We start from the raw sequence: 25,732 nt of genomic DNA, 5'->3' as shown, positions 1-25,732 counted from the left end.
CGCGGGTCAAGCCCGTTCCTACAGTGTTCGCGATAACCCCCAAGAAAAAAGCGCCCCGAGGGGCGCTTTTTGCTTCATCGCAACAGGCTTATTGCAGCGAAGGGGCTTCGCCAGCTTCCTGCATGCGTTGCATTTCCTGAGCGTACAGTGCGTCGAAGTTGACCGGCGAGAGCATCAGTGCCGGGAACGAACCACGGGTCACCAGGCTGTCCAGCGCTTCACGGGCGTACGGGAACAGGATGTTCGGGCAGAAAGCGCCCAGGGTGTGGCTCATCGACGCCGGGTCGAGGTTCTTGATCAGGAAGATACCGGCTTGTTGCACTTCAGCGATGAAGGCCACTTCTTCGCCGTTCTTCACGGTCACCGACAGGGTCAGCACGACCTCGTGGAAGTCGCCTTCCAGGCCTTTTTGCTTGGTGTTCAGGTCCAGGGCGACGCTCGGCTCCCACTGCTGACGGAAGATCGCCGGGCTTTTTGGCGCTTCGAACGACAGGTCGCGCACGTAGATGCGCTGCAGGGAGAACTGCGGAGTGTTGTCGTCGGCTGCGGCTGCGGCGTCGTTGTTCTGTTGATCAGTCATGACAGATCCTTCTTTCCAGAGTCTTTAATGGGTTTCTGATTCAGGCCTTGAGCAGCGCGTCGAGCTTGCCGGCGCGCTCCAGGGCATACAGGTCGTCGCAACCGCCGACGTGGGTGGCGCCGATCCAGATCTGCGGCACCGAGGTACGCCCGGCCTTCTGGCTCATTTCGGCGCGCACCTGAGGCTTGCCATCGACCTTGATCTCTTCGAAGGCCACGCCTTTGCTGGCGAGCAGGTGCTTGGCCCGCGAGCAGTAAGGGCAGTAATCGCTGGAGTAGACGATGACGTTGCTCATGTCACTTCACCAGCGGCAGGTTATCGGCCTTCCAGCTCGACACGCCGCCCGACAGCTTGGCAGCGGTGAAGCCGGCCTTGAGCAGCTCGCGCGCGGTGGTGCCGGCGTGCTGGCCCATGGCGTCGACGATGATCAGGGTCTTGTTGGCCTTGTGCTTTTCCAGCTCGCCGATGCGCGCGGCGACCTTGTCCTGGGGAATGTTCACGGCACCAACGATGTGGCCGGCGGCGTAGTCCTTGCTCGAACGGATGTCGATCACCAGGCCTTTGTCGGCGTTGACCAGTGCAGTCAGTTCGCCAGTGCTCAGGCTGCGGCCGCCCTTGCGTGCTTCGGTGACGATCAGCAGAACCAGCAGAACGACGAAGATACCGACCAGCAGATAGTGATTTGTTGCGAATTCAATCAGGTGAGCAACCATCGGAGGGTGTTTCCAGGCCATTAAAAATGTTGGCCAGTATACACAGCCCCCAAGGTCGGCCAAAGCCCGCCGGGCAGGGTTATCGCCAGTAATTCTCATTGCCGCGCTACAGCCCGTCGGCCAGCGCCAGCGGGGCTGCAAGGTTAATTCGTCATTCGTGGCAAATTTGCCCTAAAATGCGTGTCTTTATCATCTGAACAACCGTGAGTGTGGGATTGATGACGAGCACGCCAAAACCCTTGGTCCTGATCATCCTGGATGGTTTCGGTCACAGCGAAAGCCACGAATACAACGCCATCTACTCGGCCAATACGCCGGTCTACGATCGCCTGCGCGCTACCCTGCCGCATGGCTTGATCTCCGGTTCCGGCATGGATGTCGGCCTGCCGGACGGGCAAATGGGTAACTCCGAGGTCGGCCACATGAACCTCGGCGCCGGCCGCGTGGTGTACCAGGACTTCACCCGGGTGACCAAGGCAATCAAGGACGGCGAGTTCTTCGACAACCCGGTATTGTGCGGTGCGGTCGACAAGGCTGTCGGCGCCGGCAAGGCCGTGCATATCCTTGGCCTGCTTTCCGATGGCGGCGTGCACAGCCACCAGGACCACCTGGTGGCCATGGCCGAGCTTGCCGCCCAGCGCGGTGCCGAAAAAATCTACCTGCACGCCTTCCTCGACGGCCGCGACACGCCGCCCAAAAGCGCGCAATCGTCGATCGAGCTGCTCGACGCCACCTTCGCCAAACTCGGCAAGGGCCGCATCGCCAGCCTGATCGGCCGCTACTACGCCATGGACCGCGACAACCGCTGGGACCGCGTATCGGCCGCCTATAACCTGATCGTCGACAGCAACGCCGAATTCAGCGCCGACAGCGCCCTGGCCGGCCTCGAAGCGGCCTACGCCCGCGACGAGAGCGACGAATTCGTCAAGGCCACGCGCATTGGCGAAGCGGTCAAGGTCGAAGACGGCGACGCGGTGATCTTCATGAACTTTCGCGCCGACCGCGCCCGCGAGCTGTCGCGAGTGTTCGTCGAGCCTGAATTCAACGAATTCCCACGCGCGCGCCTGCCCAAGCTTGCCGCCTACATCGGCCTGACCCAGTACTCGGCAAAAATCCCGGCCCCGGCCGCATTCGCCCCGGGCAGCCTGGACAACGTGCTCGGCGAATACCTGGCGAAAAACGGCAAGACCCAGCTGCGCATCGCCGAAACCGAGAAATACGCCCACGTCACCTTCTTCTTCTCCGGTGGCCGTGAAGAGCCCTTCGAAGGCGAAGAACGCATCCTCATCCCGTCGCCGAAGGTCGCCACCTATGACCTGCAGCCGGAAATGAGCGCGCCGGAGGTCACCGACCGCATCATCGAAGCCATCGAGCAGCAGCGTTACGACGTGATCGTGGTCAACTACGCCAACGGCGACATGGTCGGCCACAGCGGCGTGTTCGAGGCTGCGGTCAAGGCCGTCGAAGCCCTGGACCTGTGCGTCGGGCGCATCGTCGAGGCGCTGGACAAGGTCGGCGGCGAAGCGCTGATCACCGCCGACCACGGCAACGTCGAGCAGATGGAAGACGAATGCACCGGCCAGGCGCACACCGCGCACACCACCGAGCCGGTACCGTTCATCTATGTTGGCAAGCGCAAAGTGCAGGTCCGCGAAGGCGGCGTGCTGGCCGACGTGGCGCCAACCATGCTCATGCTGCTGGGCCTGGAAAAACCGGCAGAAATGACCGGCTCGTCGATTCTGATCGACGGCTAAAGCCGCTGAAGACAAGCTACAAGCCGCAAGAAAGAGCCCATTCACCCGTTTTTCTTGCCGCTTGTAGCTTGCCGCTTGCCGCTAAAGCCGTTTTTTTTGCAAGCCATGGCGGGCATACTAGGCCAGTCTCTATGCCTGGTGCCGCCCACCCCATGTTTCGCGCCCTGATCGTACTCGCCCTGTCTTGCCTGCTCAGCCCGGCCTTCGCCGATGAGCGCGCGCAAACCCAGCAACAACTGGACGCCACGCGCCAGGACATTGCCGAGCTGAAAAAGATGCTTGGCAAGTTGCAGGAGGAAAAATCCGGCGTGCAGAAAGACCTGCGCTCGACCGAAACCGACATCGGCAAGCTGGAAAAGCAGGTGGAGGCCCTGCAACTCGAACTAAAAAAGACCGAAGGCGAACTGGAGCGCCTTGATACCGAGAAAAAAAAACTCCAGAGCGCCCGCATTGAACAGCAACGACTGATCGCCATCCAGGCCCGTTCGGCCTACCAGAATGGCCGCGAGGAATACCTGAAACTGCTGCTCAACCAGCAGAACCCGGAAAAATTCGCCCGCACCCTGACCTATTACGATTACCTGAGCCAGGCGCGCCTGAGCCAGTTGCGCAATTTCAACGAGACCCTGCGCCAGTTGGCCAACGTCGAAAAGGACATCAGCCTGCAGCAGGCCCAGTTGCTGGCCCAGCAAGGCACCCTCGACAGCCAGCGCCAGGAGCTGGAGAAAGTCCGTGCCGAGCGTAAAGAGGTGCTGGCCAAGCTCAACAATGACGTCAAGGCCCGCGACCAGAAGCTGCAGGCCCGCGAGCAGGACCAGGCCGACCTGACCAAGGTGCTCAAAACCATCGAGGAAACCCTCGCCCGTCAGGCCCGCGAAGCCGAAGAAGCGCGGCAGAAGGCCCTGCTCGCCGCCCAGGAGGCGGAAAAGCAACGCCAGCGTGAAGCCCTGGCCGCCAACAGCAGCGAGGCGCCGAAGAAGCCCAAGGCGATCCCTGGCCCACTGGTTTCCAGCAGCGGCGAAACCTTCGGTGGTGCTTTTTCTGCCGCACAGGGAAAACTTCCATGGCCGGTCAATGGTCGATTGCTGGCCCGCTTTGGCGAAACCCGTGGTGATGACTCGCGGGCCAAGTGGGACGGCGTGATGATCAGTGCCTCCCCTGGCAGCCAGGTGCGCGCCGTGCATGGCGGCCGGGTGGTATTTGCCGACTGGTTGCGCGGCGCTGGACTTCTGGTCATTCTCGACCATGGTAATGGTTACCTGAGCCTGTACGGCCATAACCAGAGCCTGCTCAAGAGCGCCGGCGACGTGGTCAAGGCCGGTGAGGCCATCTCCACCGTCGGCAACAGTGGCGGCCAAGACAGCTCAGGGCTGTATTTTGCCATCCGCCAGCAGGGCCGCCCCAGCGACCCCGCACAATGGTGCCGTGCCCAGGGATAGGCAACACCCCCCTTTTTGACGGCGTAGCGCAACTTCGGGCTGCGCCGATGCTCTACGGAGCGCTACCAGGATCAGGAGTTCGTTCGACATGCTGCAATCGCCTCGCCTCACCTCGCTGGCCCTGACCATCGCCATGGTCCTCGGCGCGCCCCTGGCCCGTGCGGCCGAGCCGGCCAAGCCCGCCGCGATTCCAGCGACGACCGTCTCGGCATCGTCATCCAAGGCACCGTTGCCACTGGAAGAACTGCGCACCTTCGCCGAGGTCATGGACCGCATCAAGGCCGCCTATGTCGAACCGGTAGACGACAAGACCCTGCTGGAAAACGCCATCAAGGGCATGCTCAGCAACCTCGATCCGCACTCGGCCTACCTCGGCCCGGAAGATTTCCTCGAGCTGCAAGAGAGCACCAGCGGTGAGTTCGGCGGCCTGGGCATCGAAGTGGGCATGGAAGACGGCTTCATCAAGGTGGTCTCGCCGATTGACGAGACCCCGGCCTCGCGCGCCGGTATCGAAGCCGGCGACCTGATCGTCAAGATCAACGGCCAGCCGACCCGCGGCCAGACCATGACCGAAGCGGTCGACAAGATGCGCGGCAAGGTCGGCGAGAAAATCACCCTGACCCTGGTGCGCGACGGCGGCAACCCGTTCGATGTAACCCTTGCCCGCGCGGTCATCCAGGTCAAGAGCGTCAAGAGCCAGATGCTCGAAGACGGTTACGGCTACATCCGCATCACCCAGTTCCAGGTCAAGACCGGCGAAGAAGTCGGCAAGGCGCTGGCCAAGCTGCGCAAGGACAACGGCAAGAAGATGCGCGGCCTGGTCCTGGACCTGCGCAACAACCCCGGTGGCGTCCTGCAATCGGCCGTGGAAGTGGCCGACCACTTCCTCACCAAGGGCCTGATCGTCTACACCAAGGGCCGTATCGCCAACTCCGAGCTGCGCTTCTCCGCCGACCCGGCCGATGCCAGCGAAGGCGTGCCATTGGTGGTGCTGATCAACGGCGGCAGTGCCTCGGCGTCGGAAATTGTCGCCGGCGCCCTGCAAGACCAGAAGCGTGGCGTGCTGATGGGCACCGACAGCTTCGGCAAAGGCTCGGTGCAAACCGTGCTGCCGCTGAACAACGACCGCGCACTTAAGATCACCACGGCGCTGTACTTCACCCCCAACGGCCGTTCGATCCAGGCCCAGGGCATTGTCCCGGACATCGAGGTGCGCCGCGCCAAGATTACCGCCGAGCAGGACGGTGAAAACTTCAAGGAAGCCGACCTGCAGGGCCACCTGGGCAACGGCAACGGCGGCGCCGACCGTCCGTCGGGCAAGGGCGGCGGCGCCAAGCCTCGCCCACAGGATGATGACTACCAGCTCAGCCAGGCCCTGAGCCTGCTCAAGGGCCTGAGCATCACCCAGGGTAAATAAGGCCAGTTGATGCGTTACCTGCTGTTGGCCCTGTTGTACCTGATGAGCGGTGTCGCCCTGGCGGCGCCGACTCAACCGGGCAAGGCCTACCTGACACTGATCATCGACGACCTGGGGCAGAACCCTGCGCGCGACTCACGCGCCCTGGCCCTGCCCGGCCCGGTGACCCTGGCGATCATGCCCGATACCCCGCATGCCACAGCGTTTGCCCGCCAGGCCCATCACGCCGGCAAGACGGTGATCCTGCACATGCCCATGGACCCGGCCACCGGCCCCTACGCCTGGCACCCCGGTACACCCTTGCCGGAGCTTGAGCGCCGGTTGAACGCGGCGCTCGACAAAGTGCCCTACGCCGTCGGGATCAACAACCACATGGGCAGCCGCATGACCGCGGAGCCTGCGGCCATGGCCTGGTTGATGGGTGAATTGCAGCGCCGCGACCTGTTCTTCGTCGACAGCCGCACCAGCGCCGCCACGGTGGCCGCCAAATCGGCACAAAGCATCGGCCTGGCCAGCGTGTCGCGGGATGTGTTCCTCGATGACCTGCGCACCACCGAAGCCATTACCGGCCAGCTGCAACAGGGTATTGCCCTGGCGCGCAAGCAAGGCACGGCGGTACTGATCGGGCATCCTTATCCACAGACGCTGGAAGTGCTCGAACGCGAACTGCCCAAGCTCAAGGCCCAGGGCGTCGAGTGGATAGAAATTCAGCAGATGATCGCCGAGCGCGGCAACCGGGCGATGCCGGCTCACGGCAAGCAGGGCTTTTACAGCCCTGCTCGCGCGGCCCAGTGAGCCTTCGTCAATCCCAGGGAAGGATCCGTTCGAGCTGACTGGCCTTCAGGTCTGCCCGATAGATCTCCAGGAACTGCTGGTTAGTCTTCGCCGCCTGCAACTGTGTCTCGCGCCCCCACGTACGTTCGGCCCAGAGTTTCAGGTGGCCTTTGCTGAACTGACGCTGGTTGGCGGCCTGGGAGCCGTAGTGCAGATGCACTTCCCATAAACCGCTATCCCGCGCAGGCCCTTGCGCCTTGCGCACTTCATAGACATCCAGGTAGTCGTCAGCTGCCAGCTTCTTGCGCTCAACGGTCCTTGCGATGGTGATCTGCCCTTCAGCGTGAAGGTAGGCAAGACTTTCACCATTCGGTCGACTGCTGGCCAAATGCAACGTCACCAGCAGATTGCGTTTGCGCTCATTCAAGCGGCTGATGCACTGCTCCACAGTTGCTCGCAGTGCATTGTCACTGGCTGCAGCGTCTGCGCCTTCAAGCATTCTCGCCACACGCTGCAGTTTCTCGACATGACGTTCGATGACAAAAGACAAGCTGTGTGGTTCGTTCGAGGAGATGTAGCGCTTTGCCAGGGCGATTACACCGGCAACCTCGTTGTTCAGGCGCTGTGCCTGGATACGGGCCTGCGCCCGCTCACTGGCAGTCAATGGCGCGGACTCAACCGGGAACGTGGCCGGCACCACTTCGATCCAGACGTCACCCTGCTGGTGGTAGGTGCCGAGCACCTTTTTGCTCACGGGGTCACGCTGCTCAACCACTGGCTCGCCGAGCAGTTGCGTCTCTTCGCCGACCAGTGTTTTGCCTCCTCGCAAATGAACCACACGACGCATGCCCACCCGCGGCTTGTACGGCAAACGCTTGAACGGAAGCGGCGTCTCCCACTTCTGTTCCCGAACGGCCGCCTCCAGTTCCAGCTCGGCCGTCGCTTTAACCAGCCGCACCTGCTCCTTGTAATAATTGAGCGCCTGCTTGTTTACCACCACACCACCAAAGCGTTCCAGATAGTCGACCATGGTCAAGGCATTGGCATACTCACTCTGCACGCTTTGCAGACCGCTGATGGTTTCTTCTGAGGCAAAGTTGCCGCTGATCAATTCATCCAGGGTACTGCCTGCACCGCTGACGGACTTGCCGATCAGGTAATCATTGGTGGAAACAAGTGTCTGCACATCGGTGCCAGACAGTCTTTCTAGCGAGAGCTCGGCAAGGTCCCTGATCAGGTCGATTTTCAGTTGCAATGTTGTCACTGAGCGCTGGCCAACAATACTGTGGACCTGCTCCTGCTTGCCGTCATAGGCAATAGTGCCGTCGGTCAATGTATCAATCAGCAGCACGTCCAGTTTTTCCATTACCTCCTGTAGACGCAGCTGCAATGGCACCACCGCCATATGCCTCGCTCGGTAGGTGTTGTACGCCGCTACCTGTTCCGGGGTTGCCGGCAAGGTTACTATCTGTTTGCGAAGCGCAGCTAACTCATCGAACCTGGCCAGCAATATCAGTTCATCATGGATCAACATATAGTTCCTGAGGAGCTGCTTGCGCACCATGCCTCGGCGCTGCTTCAACGGCCTTGCCGTAACCTCGGGGAGGAACTTTGAGAACTTCGGAGTGAGCAGCGTTTTCATGCTGGCTTCCACCTCCAGGTCAATCTTGATTGACTGTTCCAGCGTGTCGATCAACGCACTGCGTGTTGTGTCCAGCAGGCTCTTCTTATCGGTAATCTTTATGCGTGTACTGTCGACCAACGCGCTCAAGCCTTCTGTGCTATCACCCTGGTCAATCCGCGCCTGTAAGCTGTCGCGCAGGTTCAGCAACTACTGCAGCGCACTCGAATGCTCCGCCATCGATGCCCACTGCGGTGTCAGCTCGGCAACCAACGCATTGTTTTTCAGGTCCAGCTCACCTATTTCGGACTGCAGCTTACGGACTGCCTCCTGGTTGACCTCCTGCTGCCCCGCCACTCGCCGTTTGGGACCGCCTCCTCTGAGCCGCAGACTCAGGTCAAACTGCCATGTATTGTTCTCTATGGTCAGCCAGGGGCCAGGCCGGCCTTGCTCGTCGACCACTCGCATCCCTTGGGCGTCGGCCCTGACGTTGTAAACATGACCTTCAATCAACGCGTAGTATCGCCCGGCAAGCAGGTACAGGCCCCGATACGAGCCTTGGCTCAACGGCGGATGACTCCCCAGTGAAGCCGATGAACGAAAGCCCGATATCGGTCGAGGATAATCCGTCGAGCTCGACTTGAGCCCCTGGGGTCCATACCAGGAAAAATCCAGTTCCAAGTCCGCTTTCACCCTCAGGGCACTGGGAGCAAAGGTTTTGCCCTGGACAGGAATTGCCCGAGGTACGGAGGGCGTGAACCGGCGACTCGGACCAAAGACCGGGACCTCACGCTTGTCTGCGGCAACTGGCGGCTCGACCTTCGGTAGGCTGGCGTGAAACAACACCATGACCAGGTTGAGCAGCAGATCGACCACTGCCGTTGATTTTTCGAACTCATTGCCATTTTTCAATGCATCTGCATCAGCATGCACTGTCAGCGCACCCTGAACGAGCCAGGCAACCACAGCCGCTGGCCCCCGTAAAAACGGCGTGGCCACGCTGAACAGCAGGTTGAACAACAAACCTGCACCCTCGAGCAGCATCGCCCAGCGGTCTTCGGCATTGGAGATCGTCTCGCGCTCGGCCAGCTCCACCAGCATCTGTGTATTGGCCATGTACAAGTTGCTGTCCGCCCCCGGATGCCAGCCCTGCAAGTCCAGCTGTGCCGGCTGGACGGGCTCCAGCCCCAGTTGAGTATCGAGGATAGGCCGACGTAAATGCGGCTCCTGGAAACCGCCATGGCCATATACCCGCTGAGCGTCGCTGCTCATCCAGGCCAAAATGCTTTGCTGCAGATCCTCCTGCGCCAGAATCTGCTCAAGCAACGCCTGCTGGCTGGCAAACTCCTGGAACGGTCTGTCGGCGCTCATTGGCCGGTAGAGCACGACCTTTCCCGCAGCGTGCGCCGACATAAACACAAAGGTGTTGGTCACTCGATCGGCTTCGCTGGCAGTCTCCTCACGCTTGAACGCCAAAGGCGCCAACAGGCTTTGACTCTCACCGCTGTCCGCTCGAAAGAACGCGACAACACGCTGGTAACCGGTATCAGACAGCGCTCCATCGATCTTGGCCTTGAGCGCAAGGAGCGGCAACTGGCTTGCCTGTTCCATGGCGAACAGGCTTATCCGCTCGACATTCTGGTCCGCATCCTGAAGTTTTTTGCTCAGGTACTGGGGATAGGTGCGACCGATATCTGCACGCTGCACCAATGCTTTCAGGTAATCGGTTGTCAACCAGGGCCACAGCAGCTGATCGGTTTTATGCGTGATTTTTTTCAATATGGCTCCCCTGGCCGAGCCCAGGTTGCCAATGGCAAATTCAGTCAGGGGCATGCGCTTGATCTCCACGCTCCCTGAGAATGTGCCCGGAACTCCACGCGCCAACCAGAACTCCAGCACCAGGTCGTCGGCATCATAATTGGCCTCAGTCAGATGGTCAGCGCGCATCAGTTCAAGCAGGGACTGGCGCGTGAAGGCACGTAGATCAAGGATGCCATCAAGGGAGGACTTGCCGTTGGAACTGGCTTGCGCAACCAGCAGATCCAGCACCCGCGTACGGTACTCCAGTCGATCAGCCATTGAAGCTTGACGCAACCATTGCGGCAGTTCGGATTCGCCCTGCCGTAACTGCAAGAGCCGGTAAGGATGTGCGCAAAAGAAAGACGCAGGATCGGTCAAGGCAGCGTACCCCTGATCCAGCTCGACTACGGTGCTGAAATGCCGCCCGTTCACGGGCTCCAGACCTTCAAGCAGCAGGTTCAGGAGCACTGCCCCCTGCATCGCGAACATATCGGTTGTGATGGGGTAGCGATCCCAACCGAATGAATCAAGCTGATACTGACGGGCAAGCCCATCACTCAGGCTCTGGGCCATGCTGTCCAGCGAATCAAAGGCATCGATACGCCCACTGGGCTTGCACAACAGAACGATGTTGCGATTTGCCAATGTCAGTGTCACCAACAGGTCCGGCAGCAACTGCTGGTAACGAACCTCGGCGCCAGCCACAGTGACATCAAGCAAAAAAACTTCAGGCACCTCGCTGGGGTTGTGCCACGCAGTGCTGTTACTCGCCGCTAACAGCGCATAGATGCAACTGCGTTGCTCATCATCCAGACCTTGTGCTTCAACCCCGCTGGCCAGGGCGGCCTTGAGCATGTGCCCCACCCCCTGCAGAGGCGTGCCACCCGAGCCACTTCGTGTCTGCCAGAAATCGACCTGGGCCCGTTGAAGAAACGGCTCGACGTTGGCCAGCAGCTCATTGAACGCGTCGGTGACCAGGGTCAGATCAGGAAGTCTGCCCAGGCCACTGGTCGCGTCGCGGTCATAAATGGGTCGGGGCGTAGGGGTAAAGCTCAGGAAACAATTGCTCAGAGCAATCCCGGTAAAATTGAATGTTGTTTGCGAGATAAGCTTTTCGAGAAAGACTTCGGCCAGTGACTTTATCGTCAATGTGTCGAGATCTTCTGGCGCTCGCGTACAGAGATAGATCTCTTTTGACCCGCGCAGTTGCGGGTAGCTTTTGTCGATTTCCGGGTATTGCTTGGCCAGCCGCTGCACCAATTGCTGATGCACTACAGCGCGCAGCGTTGGCCGCGACGCAAACGCCAGGCCGACGGTTTGCTCAAAGGAGTCCAAGGCGATGGTCATTGTCGTTGTCTCTGGGTAAGGGACCCGTGACGATAACGACACCTACAGCATTGCCTGCGTTAACTATTGCTCAGGTCTTTTACAGGTAACGAGCAAACACCTGCTCGACAAAGCCCTCGGCTTTCATCTGCTCCAGCGCCTGCTGCAGCTTGTTCACCACCTCGTCCGGCACTTCACGGTTAAGCGCCAGGTACAGCTCGGCACCGTGAAAACGCAGCACCGTCTTAAGCTTGCTCACCCCCACCTGGCGCGCCAGGTAGCGCCCGGCCGGGTCGCCGCTGGCCCACAGGTCGATTTCGCCGTTCACCAGCTTTTTCGCGTTGTCGCGGTCGCGCAGCACCAACACCGGGTTCAGGCCTTGCTTGGCCAGGTATTCGGCAATCGCATCCCCTTTATAAGCCCCGATACGATAACGCTTGGCTTGCTGCAGGCTGCTCAAGGCAATCGGGCTGCCCTCGGGGGCCAGCAAAATCCAGTCATCCGGCCCCAGCGGCCCGACCCACTTGAACAGCTTTTCCCGCTCGGGCTGACGGGCCATGACGAAAACGCCGTAGCCGGGGGTTTGCAGGGCCTGCTCGTAGATGCGCTGCCAGGGGAAGCGCAGGGTCATGCTGTAGGGCACCCCGGCGCGCTTGAACATCTCGCGTACCAGGTCGGCGGCAATGCCATTGATGCCATCGTCGCGGGCGAAGCTCTTGCCGCTGATGGCCATGTTGTAGGGCGGGAAGTTTTCGGTGAGCAGCACCACAGGCTCGCTCGCCTGGGCAAGGTGGGTGAACGACAGGCAGCTGCACAGCAACAGGACAAGACGCTTGAACATGGTGGCACCGGGCTCCTTGGCAACGCCAAGAGTGCCGGGGCCTAGTGCGCCTGTCCAGTCTGCACCGGTATCACAACAAAAAGGGCCCTGTTCCTGCGAACAGAGCCCTTCGGGTCCATCAGCCGTTATCAGCTGTAGACACGCCCCAGCAACTGGCGATGGCTTTCGAACTGATCGAGCACATCCCGGGTGATCTGCTCCGGGGTGAAGCCCATCAGGTCGTATTCCTGACTGCCGTTGTGCAGGTAGACCTCGGCGCGGTAGAAGCGCTGGCGCACTTCCGACTCGCCTTCCACCGGTGCTTCGCTCGGCGCGGCCAGGTAGCCGTCCAGGCTTACTTCGTAAACGAACGGGTTACCTTCTTCCATGTCGATGCGCAGGCCCATGGCCGAACGCGACTGGCCGACCCGGGTCTGCACCTGGAAGCCCAGGGTCTGCAGCTGCGCGGCTGCTTCCTTGAGCGCCGGGCTGACGCGCTTGTCCATGAAGCGCTGAACGATCGCCTGGGTCGGCTGCAGGTCCAGCTGGCTCAGGCGCTCGCTGAAACCGCGACGGCCACGGGCAGCCAGTTCGGCCTGCTCCTGCTCGACCTGGCTGTCCTGTTTCATGGCCTTGTACAGGCCGAACATGAACAGCACCAGCACTACCGAGAACGGCAGTCCCGCCAGCACCACCATGGTCTGCATGGCCTGGAAGTTACCGGCCAGAAGCAAACCGATGGTGACCACGGTAATGATCGCCGACCAGAGAATACGCAGCCAGTTCGGCGCATCTTCGTCGACATGGCCGCCTTTGCAGGAAAGGTTGGCCATCATCACCGCGCCGGAGTCGGCTGGGGTCAGGAACAGTACGAAGCCAACGAAAATCGCGACACCGACCACGATCTTGGCAAACGGATAGTGCTCGAGCAGCTGGTAGATCGACATCGCCGGCTGTTCCAGCGCCGTTCGACCGAGTTCCACCGCGCCCTGGTTCATCACCAGGTCCAGTGCCGAGTTGCCGAAGATCGACAGCCAGGCCAAGGTGAAGCCCAGCGGAATCAGCAGCACGCCAGCGACCAGTTCGCGCACGGTACGACCGCGCGAGATACGGGCAATGAACATGCCGACGAACGGGCCCCAGGAAATCCACCAGGCCCAGTAGAACACGGTCCACAGGCCCAGCCAGCGCTCGGACTTGTCACTGTCGCCTTCATAGACGTACAGGTCGAAGGTCTTTAGCACCGCGCCGTTGAGGTAGTCGCCGATGTTCTGCACGAAGCTGTTGAGCAGGTGCAGGGTCGGGCCGTTGAGCAGCACGAACAACAGCAGGCCGCTGAACAGGATGATGTTGAGGTTGGACAGGCGGCGGATGCCGTTCTCCACACCCGACACGGCGGCGATGGTCGCCACGGTGCTCATCACCAGGATCACGATCAGCAGGTTGGTGTCGCTGTGCTGCATGCCGAACAGGTATTCCAGCCCCGAGGACACCTGCATCGAACCAATACCCAGGTTGGTCACCAGGCCCAGCAGGGTCACGAACATGCCGAAGATGTCGACGGTGTGGCCCGCGGCCCCCTTGACCCAACGCTCACCGACCAGCGGGTACAGCGCCGAGCGCAGTGCCAGGGGTTGGTTGTGGCGGTAGGCGAAGTAGGCCACGGCCAGGCCGACCAGAGCATAGATTGCCCAGCCATGCAGACCCCAGTGCAGGAAGGTCAGCTGCAGGCCTTCACGGGCCGCTTGCAGGCTGGCCGGTGCGCCTTCAGGCGGGTTGAAGTAGTGATCCAGCGGCTCGGACGCGCCGAAGTACAGCAGCGAGATACCGATACCGGAGGAGAACAGCATCCCGGCCCAGGCACCATAGCTGAAGTCCGGCTTGTCATCCTTGCCGCCAAGCTTGAGCTTGCCGAAATTGGAGAAGGCCAGAACGATGACGAACAGCAGGTAGCCGCCAATCACCAGCATGTAGTACCAGCCGAAGCTGCGCGACAACCAGGCCTGGGCCTCGTTCAGCACGCGGCCGGCGGTTTCGGGAACTGCGATCAGCAAGGCAGTCAACAGCAGGATCAACAACGTCGAGGTGAAGAACACCACGCTGTTGACCCGGACCCTCTCGGCAGGGGTCTTGATTAGGGAGGCAGAACTCATTGCACATAGGCTCCGGGCAGTGCGAGAGAAACACGAAACAATCGTTACCCAAGCAAATGGTGCAATAGCCCCACTGCTTCAGGTGTTATAAAAGCACCTTGAAAAAACCGTGATCCCGAATCGATTGCGTTGAAAAAAACAGGCCGAAAACCCCGTCCCGAGGGTTGGCCGCGCGGTGCGATACCGCTCGGCAGATCTGCTCAACGCGCCGTTTACACCCGTCAACACCTTGTATTCCGGGGGTTCCACGTCTTTTTGGGGTGCCAATTTGTGCTCACTGCAGGCAGGAAAAACCTGTCAATTGCACAGATTGTCGCAGAGCTTATTCTTTGTTGATTGAACGTTCAATCAAAACAAAATAGACTGGCCTTCGCCGAGGCAGCCGCTCGTCGACTGCTCGCAGGCCTGAGGAGATTTGCAAGATGCCCAAGGTCGGTATGCAACCCATTCGCCGCCAGCAGTTGATCGAAGCCACATTGATGGCCATCGACCAGGTCGGCATGGGTGACGCCAGCATTGCGCTGATCGCCCGTTTGGCCGGTGTGTCGAATGGCATCATCAGTCACTACTTTCAGGACAAGAACGGCCTGATCGCAGCGACCATGCGGTACTTGATGAGCGTGCTGAACGAGAACGTCGTCGCCAACCGGCAGGCGCTCAAGGACACCAGCCCGCGCGCCCACCTGCAGGTGATTATCGAAGGCAACTTCGACGCCAGCCAGGTCAACGGCCCGGCAATGAAAACCTGGTTGGCCTTCTGGGCTTCCAGCATGCACCAGCCGTCTTTGCACAGGTTGCAGCGGATCAACGATCACCGCTTGTATTCCAACCTGTGCTGCCAGTTCCGCCGCGTCCTGCCGCTGCCTGATGCACGCACCGCGGCCCGTGGCCTGGCAGCATTGATCGACGGCCTGTGGCTGCGCGGTGCGCTGTCCGGAGACGCGTTCGACACCGACCAGGCGAAACAAATCGCTTACGAATACATGGATCTACAACTGGCGAAACAGACGAGCCCGGACACGCAAAACCAGGCCTCTGAACCACCGCGCGTCGCGATTGCCAAACAAGCAGGAGCGCTGCACGGATAGCCAAACACACATATGCACTTGCGAGGACACTATGGCCCGTTTCGAACTGCAAAAACTCTACATTGATGGTGGTTATGTCGACGCTTCCAGCGACGCTACCTTCGACGCCATCAACCCGGCCAACGGCGAAGTCCTCGCCCAGGTGCAACGCGCTACCCAGGCCGACGTCGAGCGCGCCGTAGAAAGCGCCGAACGCGGCCAGAAAGTCTGGGCGGCGATGACCGCCATGCAGCGTTCGCGCATCCTGCGCCGCGCCGTCGACATCCTGCGCGAGCGCAACGATGAGCTGGCCGCCCTGGAAACCCTGGACACCGGCAAGTCCTACTCCGAAACCCGCTACGTCGATATCGTCACCGGCGCCGACGTGCTGGAATACTACGCAGGCCTGGTACCGGCCATCGAAGGCGAGCAGATCCCGCTGCGCGACAGCTCGTTCGTCTATACCCGCCGCGAGCCGCTGGGCGTGACCGCCGGTATCGGCGCCTGGAACTACCCGATCCAGATCGCCCTGTGGAAATCCGCTCCTGCCCTGGCGGCCGGTAACGCGATGATCTTCAAGCCGAGCGAAGTCACCTCGCTGACCACCCTGAAACTGGCCGAGATCTACACCGAAGCCGGCCTGCCGGACGGCGTGTTCAACGTTCTGACCGGCAGCGGCCGCGAAGTCGGCACCTGGCTGACCGAGCACCCGCGCATCGAGAAAATCTCCTTCACCGGCGGCACCACCACCGGCAAGAAGGTCATGGCCAGCGCCTCGAGCTCGACGCTCAAGGAAGTCACCATGGAACTGGGCGGCAAGTCGCCACTGATCATCTGCGACGACGCCGACCTCGATCGCGCCGCCGACATCGCCATGATGGCCAACTTCTACAGCTCGGGCCAGGTCTGCACCAACGGTACCCGCGTGTTCGTCCCTGCCTCGATGAAAGCGGCTTTCGAAGCCAAGATCGCCGAGCGCGTTGCGCGCATCCGCGTTGGCAACCCTGAAGACGAAAACACCAACTTCGGCCCGCTGGTCAGCTTCGCTCACATGGAAAGCGTGCTGGGCTACATCGCCAAGGGCAAGGAAGAAGGCGCACGCGTTCTCTGTGGCGGCGAGCGCCTGACCGCAGGCGAACTGGCCAAGGGCGCATTCGTGGCGCCGACCGTGTTCACCGACTGCCGTGACGACATGACCATCGTCAAGGAAGAGATCTTCGGCCCAGTGATGAGCATCCTCTCCTACGAGACCGAGGAAGAAGTCATCCGTCGTGCCAACGACACCGAATACGGCCTGGCCGCTGGCGTGTGCACCAACGACATCAGCCGCGCCCACCGCATCATCCACCAGCTGGAAGCCGGTATCTGCTGGATCAACGCCTGGGGCGAGTCGCCAGCCGAAATGCCGGTCGGCGGTTACAAGCAGTCCGGTGTCGGCCGTGAGAACGGCGTGAGCTCGCTGGCTCAGTACACTCGCATCAAATCCGTTCAAGTTGAGCTGGGTTCCTACAACTCGGTGTTCTGAAGCGACAAGCTTCAAGCGGCAAGCTGCAAATCAAAGCCGGTGCGTGTTGCGCCAACCGGCTCTTGCAGCTCTCACTCATTTGCGAGCCTCGCACGACCGCATTTTCTTGCGGCTTGTAGCTTGAGGCTTGCAGCTGCTTTCGGAGAAAGCCATGGAATATGACTACATCATCGTCGGTGCCGGCTCTGCCGGTAATACCCTGGCGACCCGCCTGACCGAAGACGAAGGCGTGACTGTCCTGCTGCTCGAGGCCGGTGGCCCTGACTACCGCATGGACTTCCGCACCCAGATGCCAGCCGCGCTGGCCTTCCCGCTGCAGGGCCGCCGCTACAACTGGGCCTACGAGACCGACCCGGAGCCGCACATGGACGGCCGCCGGATGGAATGCGGTCGCGGCAAGGGCCTGGGTGGCTCGTCGCTGATCAACGGCATGTGCTACATCCGCGGCAACGCCATGGACTTCGACGGCTGGGCAAAACTGCCAGGCCTTGAGGACTGGACCTACCTGGACTGCCTGCCGTACTTCCGCAAAGCGGAAACCCGCGACATCGGCGCCAACGATTACCACGGCGGCGAAGGCCCGGTCAGCGTGACCACGCCTAAAGCCGGTAACAACCCGCTGTTCCACGCCATGGTCGAAGCCGGCGTGCAAGCCGGTTACCCGCGTACCGAAGACCTCAACGGCTACCAGCAGGAAGGTTTCGGCCCGATGGACCGTACCGTGACGCCTAAAGGCCGTCGCTCCAGCACCGCCCGCGGCTACCTGGACACCGCCAAGAAGCGCTCGACCCTGACCATCGTCACTCACGCCCTGAGCGATCGCGTGCTGTTCGACGGCAAGCGCGCCGTGGGCGTCAGCTACCTGGTCGGCGCCAGCGAAGAGCGCGTCGAAGCCCGTGCGCGCAAGGAAGTGATCGTCTGCTCCGGCGCCATCGCTTCGCCGCAACTGCTGCAACGCTCCGGCGTTGGCCCGCGTGCGCTGCTGGAAAGCCTCAACGTGCCTGTGGTTCACGACCTGCCAGGTGTGGGCGAAAACCTGCAGGACCACCTTGAGCTGTACCTGCAGTACGCCTGCACCCAGCCAGTGTCGCTGTACCCGTCGCTGCTCTGGTACAACCAGCCGGCCATTGGTGCCGAGTGGCTGTTCAAGGGCACCGGTATCGGCGCCAGCAACCAGTTCGAAGCCGGTGGTTTCATCCGTACTCGTGAAGAGTTCGAATGGCCGAACATCCAGTACCACTTCCTGCCGGTGGCGATCAATTACAACGGCAGCAACGGTGTACAGGAACACGGCTTCCAGGCCCACATGGGTTCGATGCGCTCGCCTAGCCGCGGCCGTATCCAGCTCAAGTCCAAAGACCCGCGCCAGCACCCGAGCATCCTGTTCAACTACATGGCGACCGAGCAGGACTGGCAGGAATTTCGTGACGGCATCCGCCTGACCCGCGAAATCATGGCCCAGCCTGCGCTGGACGCCTACCGTGGCCGCGAAATCAGCCCGGGCGCCGACGTGCAGACCGACGAGGAACTGGACAAGTTCATCCGCGAGCACGCCGAGACCGCGTTCCACCCGTCCTGCTCGTGCAAGATGGGCGACGACGAGATGGCGGTGGTCGACGGCCAGGGCCGCGTGCATGGCATGCAGGGCCTGCGAGTGGTCGATGCCTCGATCATGCCGATCATCATCACCGGCAACCTCAACGCCACCACGATCATGATCGCCGAGAAAATCGCCGACAAGATCCGCAACCGCCAGCCGCTGCCACGCAGCACCGCCAAGTACTACGTCGCCAACGGCGCGCCGGTCAAAGGCAAGGCGCTGCGTGAGGTCAAGCAGGCGTAAAACCCTGCCGCCCCCATCGCTGGCAAGGCCAGCTCCCACAATTTAGGGTTGATCATCCTTCCCTGTGGGAGCCGGCCTTGCCAGCGACATAAAGAAAAAGCACCTGCCCGGTGCTTTTTTTGTCCCCGCGATTAACCCTTTACAGCCCGCCAACCCCTCAGGTTAGAATCCTTGGCACGCGACCTGCTTGATATTCAAAGCAAACCGCCCCTCCTTCCTGCTTTTCCCCGGAGTACTGCCTTTGGATGCGTCCACCATCAATAGCCTGTTCTTGATCGGCGCATTGCTGGTGGGTGCAAGTATTCTGGTCAGCTCACTGTCTTCACGCCTGGGCATCCCGATCCTGGTCATCATCCTTGCGGTCGGCATGATCGCCGGGGTCGATGGTGGCGGGATCATCTTCAACAACTACCCGACCGCCTATCTGGTGGGCAACCTGGCCCTCGCGGTGATCCTCCTCGACGGCGGCCTGCGCACGCGGGTGGCGAGTTTCCGCGTGGCCCTGTGGCCGGCGCTGTCGCTGGCGACCGTCGGCGTGCTGATCACCACCGGCCTGACCGGCATGGTCGCCGCCTGGCTGTTCAACCTGAGCCTGATCCAGGGCCTGCTGATCGGCGCCATCGTCGGCTCCACCGACGCTGCGGCGGTGTTCTCGCTGCTCGGCGGCAAGGGCCTGAACGAACGGGTGACGGCAACCCTCGAAATCGAATCGGGCAGTAACGACCCGATGGCGGTGTTTCTCACCGTAACCCTGATCGACATGATCGCCAGCGGCCAGACCGGCCTGCACTGGAGCCTGCTCACTCACCTGTTGCGCGAGTTCGGCATCGGCGGCCTGCTGGGCCTGGGGGGCGGCTGGCTGATGCTGCAGCTGGTCAACCGCATCAACCTCGCCGGCGGCCTGTACCCGATCCTGGTGGTGGCCGGCGGCCTGGTGGTGTTCTCGCTGACCAACGCCCTGCACGGCAGCGGCTTCCTTGCCGTGTACCTGTGTGGCCTGGTGCTGGGCAACCGCCCGATCCGCAGCCGCCACGGCATCCTGCACATGCTCGACGGCATGGCCTGGCTGGCGCAAATCGGTATGTTCCTGGTCCTCGGCCTGCTGGTGACGCCTCACGACCTGCTACCGATCGCCCTGCCGGCGCTGGGCCTGGCGCTGTGGATGATTATCTTCGCCCGGCCGCTGTCGGTGGTCGCCAGCCTGCTGCCGTTCAAGGCCTTCCATGGCCGCGAAAAAGCCTTTATCTCCTGGGTAGGCCTGCGTGGCGCGGTACCGATCATTCTGGCGGTGTTCCCGTTGATGGCCGGGCTGCCGGATGCCCAGTTGTTCTTCAACCTGGCGTTCTTCATCGTCCTGGTGTCGTTGCTGGTGCAGGGCACCAGCCTGCCCTGGGTGGCCAAGCTGCTGAAAGTGACGGTACCGCCCGACCCTGCCCCGATCTCCCGTTCGGCCCTGGAAGTGCACATCACCAGCGAGTGGGAGTTGTTCATCTATCGACTGGGCGCGGAAAAATGGTGCATCGGCGCCGCCCTGCGCGAGCTGAAAATGCCTGAAGGCACCCGTATCGCAGCGCTGTTTCGCGGTCAGCAACTGCTCCATCCGTCGGGAAGTACCACCCTGGAAGTCGACGACCTGCTCTGCGTGATCGGCCACGAACACAACCTGCCGGCCCTCGGCAAGCTGTTCAGCCAGGCACCGCAGCGTGGCCAGGACCTGCGCTTCTTTGGTGACTTCGTGCTCGAAGGTGACGCAGAACTGGGGGCTGTAGCGGCGTTGTACGGATTGAAGCTCGACGGCCAGGACCCGCACATGCCGCTCAGCCGCTTCATCGCGCAGAAGGTTGGCGGCGCACCGGTGGTCGGCGACCAGATCGAGTGGAACAGCACCTTGTGGACGGTTGCAGTGATGGAAGGGAACAAGATCCTCAAAGTGGGCGTCAAATTCCCCGAAGGAACTCGACCCGGCCCTGGATTGTTCCTTTAAACTCTGTTCTTCGCCTCTGCCTGTACGAATTTTCTGCCTATGTCCCTGCGCACGTTGTTAAGCGCAGCCCTGATCGGGCTGTGCCTGTCCTTCTCCCCGGTGTGGGCGGCTGAACCGCCAACCACGGCAGCGATCCAGCAAAGCCTGGACAAGATCACCGAACGCAAGCTGCCCGAGGCCGAACAGAAAGCCCTGCAGCAGGTGCTCGAAAAGACCCTGGCCTTCCTCGGCAACAAAGAGGACAGCGAGAAGAAGCTCACCGCGCTCAAGCACCAGCTCAACGACGCGCCGCGCCAGACCAGCGAAAACCAGCGCGAGCTGGCCAAACTCAAGGACAGCAAGGTGATCCCGGTCACCCAGCGCTACGCCGCCTCCAGCGTGCCGCAGCTGGAGCAATTGCTGGCCGAGCGCACCACCGAGCAGGGCGAACTGCAAAAAGCGCTGTCCGAGGCCAACAGCCTGACCATCACCGCGCAGACCCGGCCCGAACGGGCCCAGGCAGAAATCAGCGCCAACCAGACCCGCACCCAGCAGATCAACACCAGCCTGAAGATCGGCAAGGACGGCGGCAAGCCGCTCAGCGCCGACCAGCGCAACCAGCTCAACGCCGAACTGGCCGCGCTCAACGCCCTGACCCTGCTGCGCCGCCAGGAACTGGCCGGCAACAGCCTGCTGCAAGACCTGGGCAACAGCCAGCATGACCTGCTGATCGAGCGCGCCGCGCGCCTGGAACAGGAAATCCAGGACCTGCAGACGCTGATCAACCAGAAGCGTCTGGCCCAGTCCCAGCAAACCGTCACCGAACAGTCGATCGAAGCGCAGAAAGCTGGCGGCAGCACCCTGCTGGCCACCGAAAGCGCCGCCAACCTCAAGCTCTCCGACTACCTGCTGCGCAGCACCGACAGCCTCAACGACCTGACCCAGCAGAACCTCAAGACCAAGCAGCAGTTGGACAGCCTGACCCAGAGCGACCAGGCTCTGGACGAGCAGATCAGCGTGCTCAAGGGCAGCCTGCTGTTGTCGAAGATCCTCTACAAGCAAAAGCAGGCGCTGCCGCACCTGAAGCTCGACCGCGACCTGGCCGACCAGATCGCCGACATCCGCCTGTACCAGTTCGAGATCAACCAGCAGCGCGAGCAGATCAGCAGCCCGAGCAGCTATGTCGACAAGCTGCTCACCGCACAACCACCCGAGACCGTCACCCCGCAATTGCGCAAGGCCTTGCTGGAAGTGGCGATCACTCGCAGCGACCTGCTCGAACGCCTGAACCGTGAACTGAGCGCGCTGCTCAACGAATCAATCACTCTGCAGTTGAACCAGAAGCAACTGTTCAGCACCGCGCAGAACCTGCGTGCAACCCTTGATGAGCAGATGTTCTGGATCCCCAGCAACAAGCCGCTGGACCTGGAATGGCTGCGCAGCGTGCCCGAGCGCCTGCAGAAACAGGTGGTCAGCCTGCCCTGGGGGTCGGGCCTGCGGGAGCTGACCGACGGCCTGGCCCAGCGCCCGTTGCTGTTCCTGCCCTTGCTGTTGCTGATCGGCGCCCTGCTGTGGCGGCGCAAGTACCTGTATGCGCGCCTGACCAAGGTTCATCAGGATGTCGGCCACTTCAAGCGTGACAGCCAGTGGCACACGCCCCAGGCCATCCTGGTCAATATTCTCCTGGCCATGCCCCTGAGCCTGGGCCTGGCCCTGTGCGGCTATGCCCTGCAGGTCGACGCCCGCGGGCAGAACGCCAACCTCGCCTCGGCGCTGTTCCAGGTGGCCCAGGCCTGGCTGGTGTTCTACACCGCCTACCGGATACTCGCCCCGGGCGGCGTGGCCGAACTGCACTTTCGCTGGGAAAAGCCCCAGGTCGAATTCCTCCGTGGCTGGATCCGCCGCCTCGGCACCGTGGTCCTGGCCCTGGTCGGGGTGGTGGCGGTGGCCGAGCATCAACCCTCGGCGCTGGCTGAAGACGTGCTCGGCATCGGCGTGGTGCTGACCTGCTATGCGCTGATGGCCTGGCTGCTCAGCCGCCTGCTGCTGAGCAGCCCCACCCACCGCAACACCTCGCTGTTTCGCAAGGCCGTGGGCGTGGCCTTCACCGCGCTGCCGGTGGCGCTGTTCATCGCCGTGTGCTTTGGCTATTACTACACCGCGCTCAAGCTCACCGACCGCCTGATCGATACCCTGTACCTGCTGATGTTCTGGCTGGTGATCGAAGCCGCCTTCGTCCGCGGCCTGGCCGTGGCCGCCCGGCGCCTGGCCTACCAGCGGGCGCTGAGCAAGCGCCAGGCGGCCAAGGAAGGCCTGGATGGCGAAGTGCTGGTCGAAGAGCCGACCCTGGACATCGAACAGGTCAACCAGCAGTCCCTGCGACTGATTCGCCTGGCCCTGCTCGGCGGCTTCATCGCCGCCCTGTACTGGGTCTGGTCGGACCTGATCAGCGTGTTCGCCTACCTCGACAACATCACCCTGTACGAGTACACCAGCGGCACCGGCGCATCCATGAGCATGGTGCCGATCAGCCTGCGCGACCTGCTGGGCGCACTGGTGATCATCGGCATCACCGTTGCCCTGGCCGGCAACTTGCCTGGCCTGCTGGAAGTGCTGGTGCTATCACGCCTGAACCTGGCCCAGGGCAGCGCCTACGCCACCACCACGTTGCTGTCCTACGTGATTGCCGGGGTCGGCTTCGTCTCTACCCTGTCAGCCTTGGGCGTCAGCTGGGACAAGCTGCAATGGCTGGTGGCCGCACTGTCGGTGGGCCTGGGCTTCGGCATGCAGGAGATCTTCGCCAACTTCATCTCCGGGATCATGATCCTGTTCGAGCGCCCGGTACGGATCGGCGACACCATCACCATCGGCAACCTCTCCGGCACGGTGAGCAAGATCCGCATTCGCGCCACCACCATCACCGACTTCGACCGCAAGGACATTATTGTCCCGAACAAGACCTTCATCACCGGGCAACTGATCAACTGGTCGCTGACCGACACCATCACCCGGGTGACCCTCAAGCTCGGCGTCGACTACGGCTCGGACCTCGACCTGGTGCGCACCCTGCTGCTCAAGGCCGCCAACGACAACCCACGGGTACTCAAGGAACCGGCGCCGATCGTCTATTTCCTCAACTTCGGCGAAAGCACCCTGGACCATGAACTGCGCATGCACGTACGCGACCTGGGCGACCGCAACCCGGTACTCGACGAGATCAACCGCTACATCAACAAAGAGTTCAAGCGGCAGCACATCAACATCTCCTTCCGGCAGATGGAGATCTACCTGAAGAACATGCAGGGCCAGGAGTACAAGATGGTCCCGGTAGAAAGCCTGGACAAGACCGTGCTGCCAACCGCCAACAACAGCGGCAAGCCCGCTGACGAAGCGCCAGGCAAACCGGCCTGACTGGACGCCAGCGGCCATACCCTTGCAGAATACTCAGGTTTTCTCCAGGAGATGGCCGTTGAAAGCCCTCGACGAACTGACGTTCGATAACCGTTTCGCCCGCCTGGGCGACGCCTTTTCTACTTCGGTACTGCCCGAGCCGATTGCCGAACCGCGCCTGGTGATCGCCAGCGAAGCGGCCATGGCGTTGCTCGACCTGGAACCAACCGAAGCCTATTCCCCGGTCTTTGCCGAACTGTTCGGCGGCCACAAACTGTGGGCCGAGGCCGAGCCGCGGGCGATGGTCTATTCCGGGCATCAGTTCGGCTCCTACAACCCACGCCTGGGCGATGGCCGTGGCCTGTTGCTGGGCGAAGTGCGCAATGACGCCGGCCAATCCTGGGACCTGCACCTCAAGGGCGCCGGGCAGACGCCGTATTCGCGTATGGGCGATGGCCGCGCGGTACTGCGCTCCTCGATCCGCGAATTCCTTGCCTCCGAAGCCCTGCCAGCCCTGGGCATCCCCAGCAGCCGGGCGCTGTGCGTGATCGGCTCAAGTACGCCGGTCTGGCGCGAAACCCAGGAGCGCGCGGCCATGCTGTTGCGCCTGGCGCCGAGCCATGTACGCTTCGGTCATTTCGAGTATTTCTATTACACCCGCCAGCCCGAGCAGCAGCGCATGCTTGCCGAGCATGTGCTCAATACGCATTTCGCCGAGTGCCGCGACGCGCCGGAACCGTACCTGGCGATGTTCCGCACCATTGTCGAGCGCAACGCCGAGCTGATTGCCCGCTGGCAGGCTTACGGCTTCTGCCACGGCGTGATGAACACCGACAACATGTCGATCCTGGGCATCACCTTCGACTTCGGCCCCTTTGCCTTCCTCGACGACTTCGACGCCAACTTCATCTGCAATCACTCCGATGACCAGGGCCGCTACAGCTACAGCAATCAGGTGCCCATCGCCCACTGGAACCTCAGCGCCCTGGCCCAGGCCCTGACGCCGTTCATCAGCGTCGAAGCGCTGAAGGAAACCCTGGGGCTGTTCCTGCCGTTGTACGAGGCCCATTACCTGGACCTGATGCGTCGGCGTCTGGGCCTGACCCGCGCGGAAGACGGCGACAAGCTGCTGATCGAACGCCTGTTGCAACTGATGCAACCGGGCGCGGTGGACTACACCCTGTTCTTCCGCCAGCTCGGCGACCAGCCTGCTGAGCAGGCGCTGCAGGTAGTGCGTGACGACTTCATCGACTTGGCCGGTTTCGACCTGTGGTCAGCCGATTACCTGGCACGCCTGCAGCGCGAGCCCGGCAACGCCGAAGGCCGCCGCGCGCGCATGCATGCGGTCAACCCGCTGTACATCCTGCGCAACTACCTGGCCCAGCGCGCCATCGAGGCGGCCGAGGGTGGCGACTACGAGGAAGTTCGCCGCCTGCACCAGGTGCTGAGCAAACCGTTCGAGGAGCAAGCGGGGATGCAAGCCTACGCCCAGCGGCCACCGGAGTGGGGCAAGCACCTGGAAATCAGCTGCTCGTCCTAAGGCCTGC

17 protein-coding genes are annotated in these 25,732 nt (G+C 61.9%); 10 read left to right on the top strand and 7 right to left on the bottom strand.

The window, feature by feature from the left end:
* Positions 1 to 88: 88 nt before the first annotated feature.
* The 3 genes from secB to KHO53_RS12190 are packed head-to-tail and all read right to left on the bottom strand — an operon-like array spanning position 89 to position 1,293.
* Positions 89 to 580 carry a protein-export chaperone SecB gene (secB, locus tag KHO53_RS12200; protein ID WP_010222288.1) on the bottom strand — a complete coding sequence of 164 codons (492 nt, stop codon included), beginning with the start codon at positions 578 to 580 and terminating at the stop codon, positions 89 to 91.
* Positions 581 to 620: 40 nt separating this feature from the next.
* A complete protein-coding gene (grxC, locus tag KHO53_RS12195) occupies positions 621 to 875 on the bottom strand; it encodes a glutaredoxin 3 (protein ID WP_010222287.1) in 255 nt (84 codons plus the stop codon).
* A gap of 1 nt (position 876) precedes the next feature.
* On the bottom strand, positions 877 to 1,293 hold the full coding sequence (locus tag KHO53_RS12190; RefSeq protein ID WP_010222286.1) for a rhodanese-like domain-containing protein: 417 nt from the start codon (positions 1,291 to 1,293) through the stop codon (positions 877 to 879).
* A 218-nt stretch (positions 1,294 to 1,511) separates the two neighbouring features.
* Here KHO53_RS12190 and gpmI point away from each other — a divergent pair, with 218 nt between their 5' ends.
* From gpmI to KHO53_RS12170, 4 genes are all read left to right on the top strand, one after another.
* Complete coding sequence (gene gpmI / locus KHO53_RS12185; RefSeq protein WP_213570347.1) at positions 1,512 to 3,047, top strand: 2,3-bisphosphoglycerate-independent phosphoglycerate mutase; 1,536 nt, start codon at positions 1,512 to 1,514, stop codon at positions 3,045 to 3,047.
* Positions 3,048 to 3,199: 152 nt separating this feature from the next.
* Positions 3,200 to 4,486, top strand: coding sequence for a murein hydrolase activator EnvC family protein (locus KHO53_RS12180; RefSeq protein ID WP_010222283.1), 1,287 nt, complete (start codon positions 3,200 to 3,202; stop codon positions 4,484 to 4,486).
* An 88-nt stretch (positions 4,487 to 4,574) separates the two neighbouring features.
* Positions 4,575 to 5,903 carry a S41 family peptidase gene (locus KHO53_RS12175; protein WP_010222282.1) on the top strand — a complete coding sequence of 443 codons (1,329 nt, stop codon included), beginning with the start codon at positions 4,575 to 4,577 and terminating at the stop codon, positions 5,901 to 5,903.
* Positions 5,904 to 5,912: 9 nt separating this feature from the next.
* Positions 5,913 to 6,698: a divergent polysaccharide deacetylase family protein gene (locus KHO53_RS12170; protein WP_213570346.1), complete on the top strand. Its 786-nt coding sequence runs from the start codon at positions 5,913 to 5,915 to the stop codon at positions 6,696 to 6,698.
* A 7-nt stretch (positions 6,699 to 6,705) separates the two neighbouring features.
* On the opposite strand, the gene KHO53_RS12165 is transcribed toward KHO53_RS12170, so the two are convergent.
* From KHO53_RS12165 to betT, 4 genes are all read right to left on the bottom strand, one after another.
* Entirely contained in the window at positions 6,706 to 8,508 is a 1,803-nt protein-coding gene (locus tag KHO53_RS12165) for a hypothetical protein (protein WP_213570345.1), read from the bottom strand.
* The gene (locus tag KHO53_RS12160) at positions 8,509 to 11,445 is read right to left on the bottom strand and encodes a dermonecrotic toxin domain-containing protein (RefSeq protein ID WP_213570344.1); all 2,937 of its coding nucleotides are present in this window, start codon (positions 11,443 to 11,445) and stop codon (positions 8,509 to 8,511) included.
* Between the two features lie 79 nt (positions 11,446 to 11,524).
* Entirely contained in the window at positions 11,525 to 12,265 is a 741-nt protein-coding gene (locus tag KHO53_RS12155) for a substrate-binding periplasmic protein (RefSeq protein ID WP_010222279.1), read from the bottom strand.
* A gap of 128 nt (positions 12,266 to 12,393) precedes the next feature.
* A complete protein-coding gene (gene betT, locus KHO53_RS12150) occupies positions 12,394 to 14,397 on the bottom strand; it encodes a choline BCCT transporter BetT (protein WP_036995423.1) in 2,004 nt (667 codons plus the stop codon).
* A 422-nt stretch (positions 14,398 to 14,819) separates the two neighbouring features.
* Between betT and betI the strand changes: the two genes are divergently transcribed.
* From betI to selO, 6 genes are all read left to right on the top strand, one after another.
* Positions 14,820 to 15,485, top strand: a complete 666-nt coding sequence (betI, locus tag KHO53_RS12145; RefSeq protein WP_010222276.1) for a transcriptional regulator BetI — start codon at positions 14,820 to 14,822, stop codon at positions 15,483 to 15,485.
* 31 nt (positions 15,486 to 15,516) lie between these two features.
* A complete protein-coding gene (gene betB / locus KHO53_RS12140; protein ID WP_010222275.1) occupies positions 15,517 to 16,989 on the top strand; it encodes a betaine-aldehyde dehydrogenase in 1,473 nt (490 codons plus the stop codon).
* A 151-nt stretch (positions 16,990 to 17,140) separates the two neighbouring features.
* A complete protein-coding gene (betA, locus tag KHO53_RS12135; protein ID WP_010222274.1) occupies positions 17,141 to 18,832 on the top strand; it encodes a choline dehydrogenase in 1,692 nt (563 codons plus the stop codon).
* Positions 18,833 to 19,073: 241 nt separating this feature from the next.
* Entirely contained in the window at positions 19,074 to 20,816 is a 1,743-nt protein-coding gene (locus tag KHO53_RS12130) for a potassium/proton antiporter (protein WP_010222273.1), read from the top strand.
* A gap of 39 nt (positions 20,817 to 20,855) precedes the next feature.
* Entirely contained in the window at positions 20,856 to 24,206 is a 3,351-nt protein-coding gene (gene mscK, locus KHO53_RS12125; RefSeq protein WP_036995421.1) for a mechanosensitive channel MscK, read from the top strand.
* 58 nt (positions 24,207 to 24,264) lie between these two features.
* A complete protein-coding gene (gene selO / locus KHO53_RS12120) occupies positions 24,265 to 25,725 on the top strand; it encodes a protein adenylyltransferase SelO (RefSeq protein ID WP_036995420.1) in 1,461 nt (486 codons plus the stop codon).
* The last annotated feature ends 7 nt before the right edge of the window (positions 25,726 to 25,732 follow it).

Origin of the sequence: Pseudomonas sp. RC2C2 (assembly GCF_018390435.1) — a bacterium.
GTDB lineage: Bacteria > Pseudomonadota > Gammaproteobacteria > Pseudomonadales > Pseudomonadaceae > Aquipseudomonas > Aquipseudomonas donghuensis.
This window is presented reverse-complemented; position numbering and strand designations above follow the sequence as displayed.

Excerpts from the sequence above, each read along its gene's own strand:
- secB (WP_010222288.1), bottom strand. The coding sequence starts at position 580 with ATGACTGATCAACAGAACAACGACGCCGCAGCCGCAGCCGACGACAAC.
- grxC (WP_010222287.1), bottom strand. The coding sequence starts at position 875 with ATGAGCAACGTCATCGTCTACTCCAGCGATTACTGCCCTTACTGCTCG.
- KHO53_RS12190 (WP_010222286.1), bottom strand. The coding sequence starts at position 1,293 with ATGGTTGCTCACCTGATTGAATTCGCAACAAATCACTATCTGCTGGTC.
- gpmI (WP_213570347.1), top strand. The coding sequence starts at position 1,512 with ATGACGAGCACGCCAAAACCCTTGGTCCTGATCATCCTGGATGGTTTC.
- KHO53_RS12180 (WP_010222283.1), top strand. The coding sequence starts at position 3,200 with ATGTTTCGCGCCCTGATCGTACTCGCCCTGTCTTGCCTGCTCAGCCCG.
- KHO53_RS12175 (WP_010222282.1), top strand. The coding sequence starts at position 4,575 with ATGCTGCAATCGCCTCGCCTCACCTCGCTGGCCCTGACCATCGCCATG.
- KHO53_RS12170 (WP_213570346.1), top strand. The coding sequence starts at position 5,913 with ATGCGTTACCTGCTGTTGGCCCTGTTGTACCTGATGAGCGGTGTCGCC.
- KHO53_RS12160 (WP_213570344.1), bottom strand. The coding sequence starts at position 11,445 with ATGACCATCGCCTTGGACTCCTTTGAGCAAACCGTCGGCCTGGCGTTT.
- KHO53_RS12155 (WP_010222279.1), bottom strand. The coding sequence starts at position 12,265 with ATGTTCAAGCGTCTTGTCCTGTTGCTGTGCAGCTGCCTGTCGTTCACC.
- betT (WP_036995423.1), bottom strand. The coding sequence starts at position 14,397 with ATGAGTTCTGCCTCCCTAATCAAGACCCCTGCCGAGAGGGTCCGGGTC.
- betI (WP_010222276.1), top strand. The coding sequence starts at position 14,820 with ATGCCCAAGGTCGGTATGCAACCCATTCGCCGCCAGCAGTTGATCGAA.
- betB (WP_010222275.1), top strand. The coding sequence starts at position 15,517 with ATGGCCCGTTTCGAACTGCAAAAACTCTACATTGATGGTGGTTATGTC.
- betA (WP_010222274.1), top strand. The coding sequence starts at position 17,141 with ATGGAATATGACTACATCATCGTCGGTGCCGGCTCTGCCGGTAATACC.
- mscK (WP_036995421.1), top strand. The coding sequence starts at position 20,856 with ATGTCCCTGCGCACGTTGTTAAGCGCAGCCCTGATCGGGCTGTGCCTG.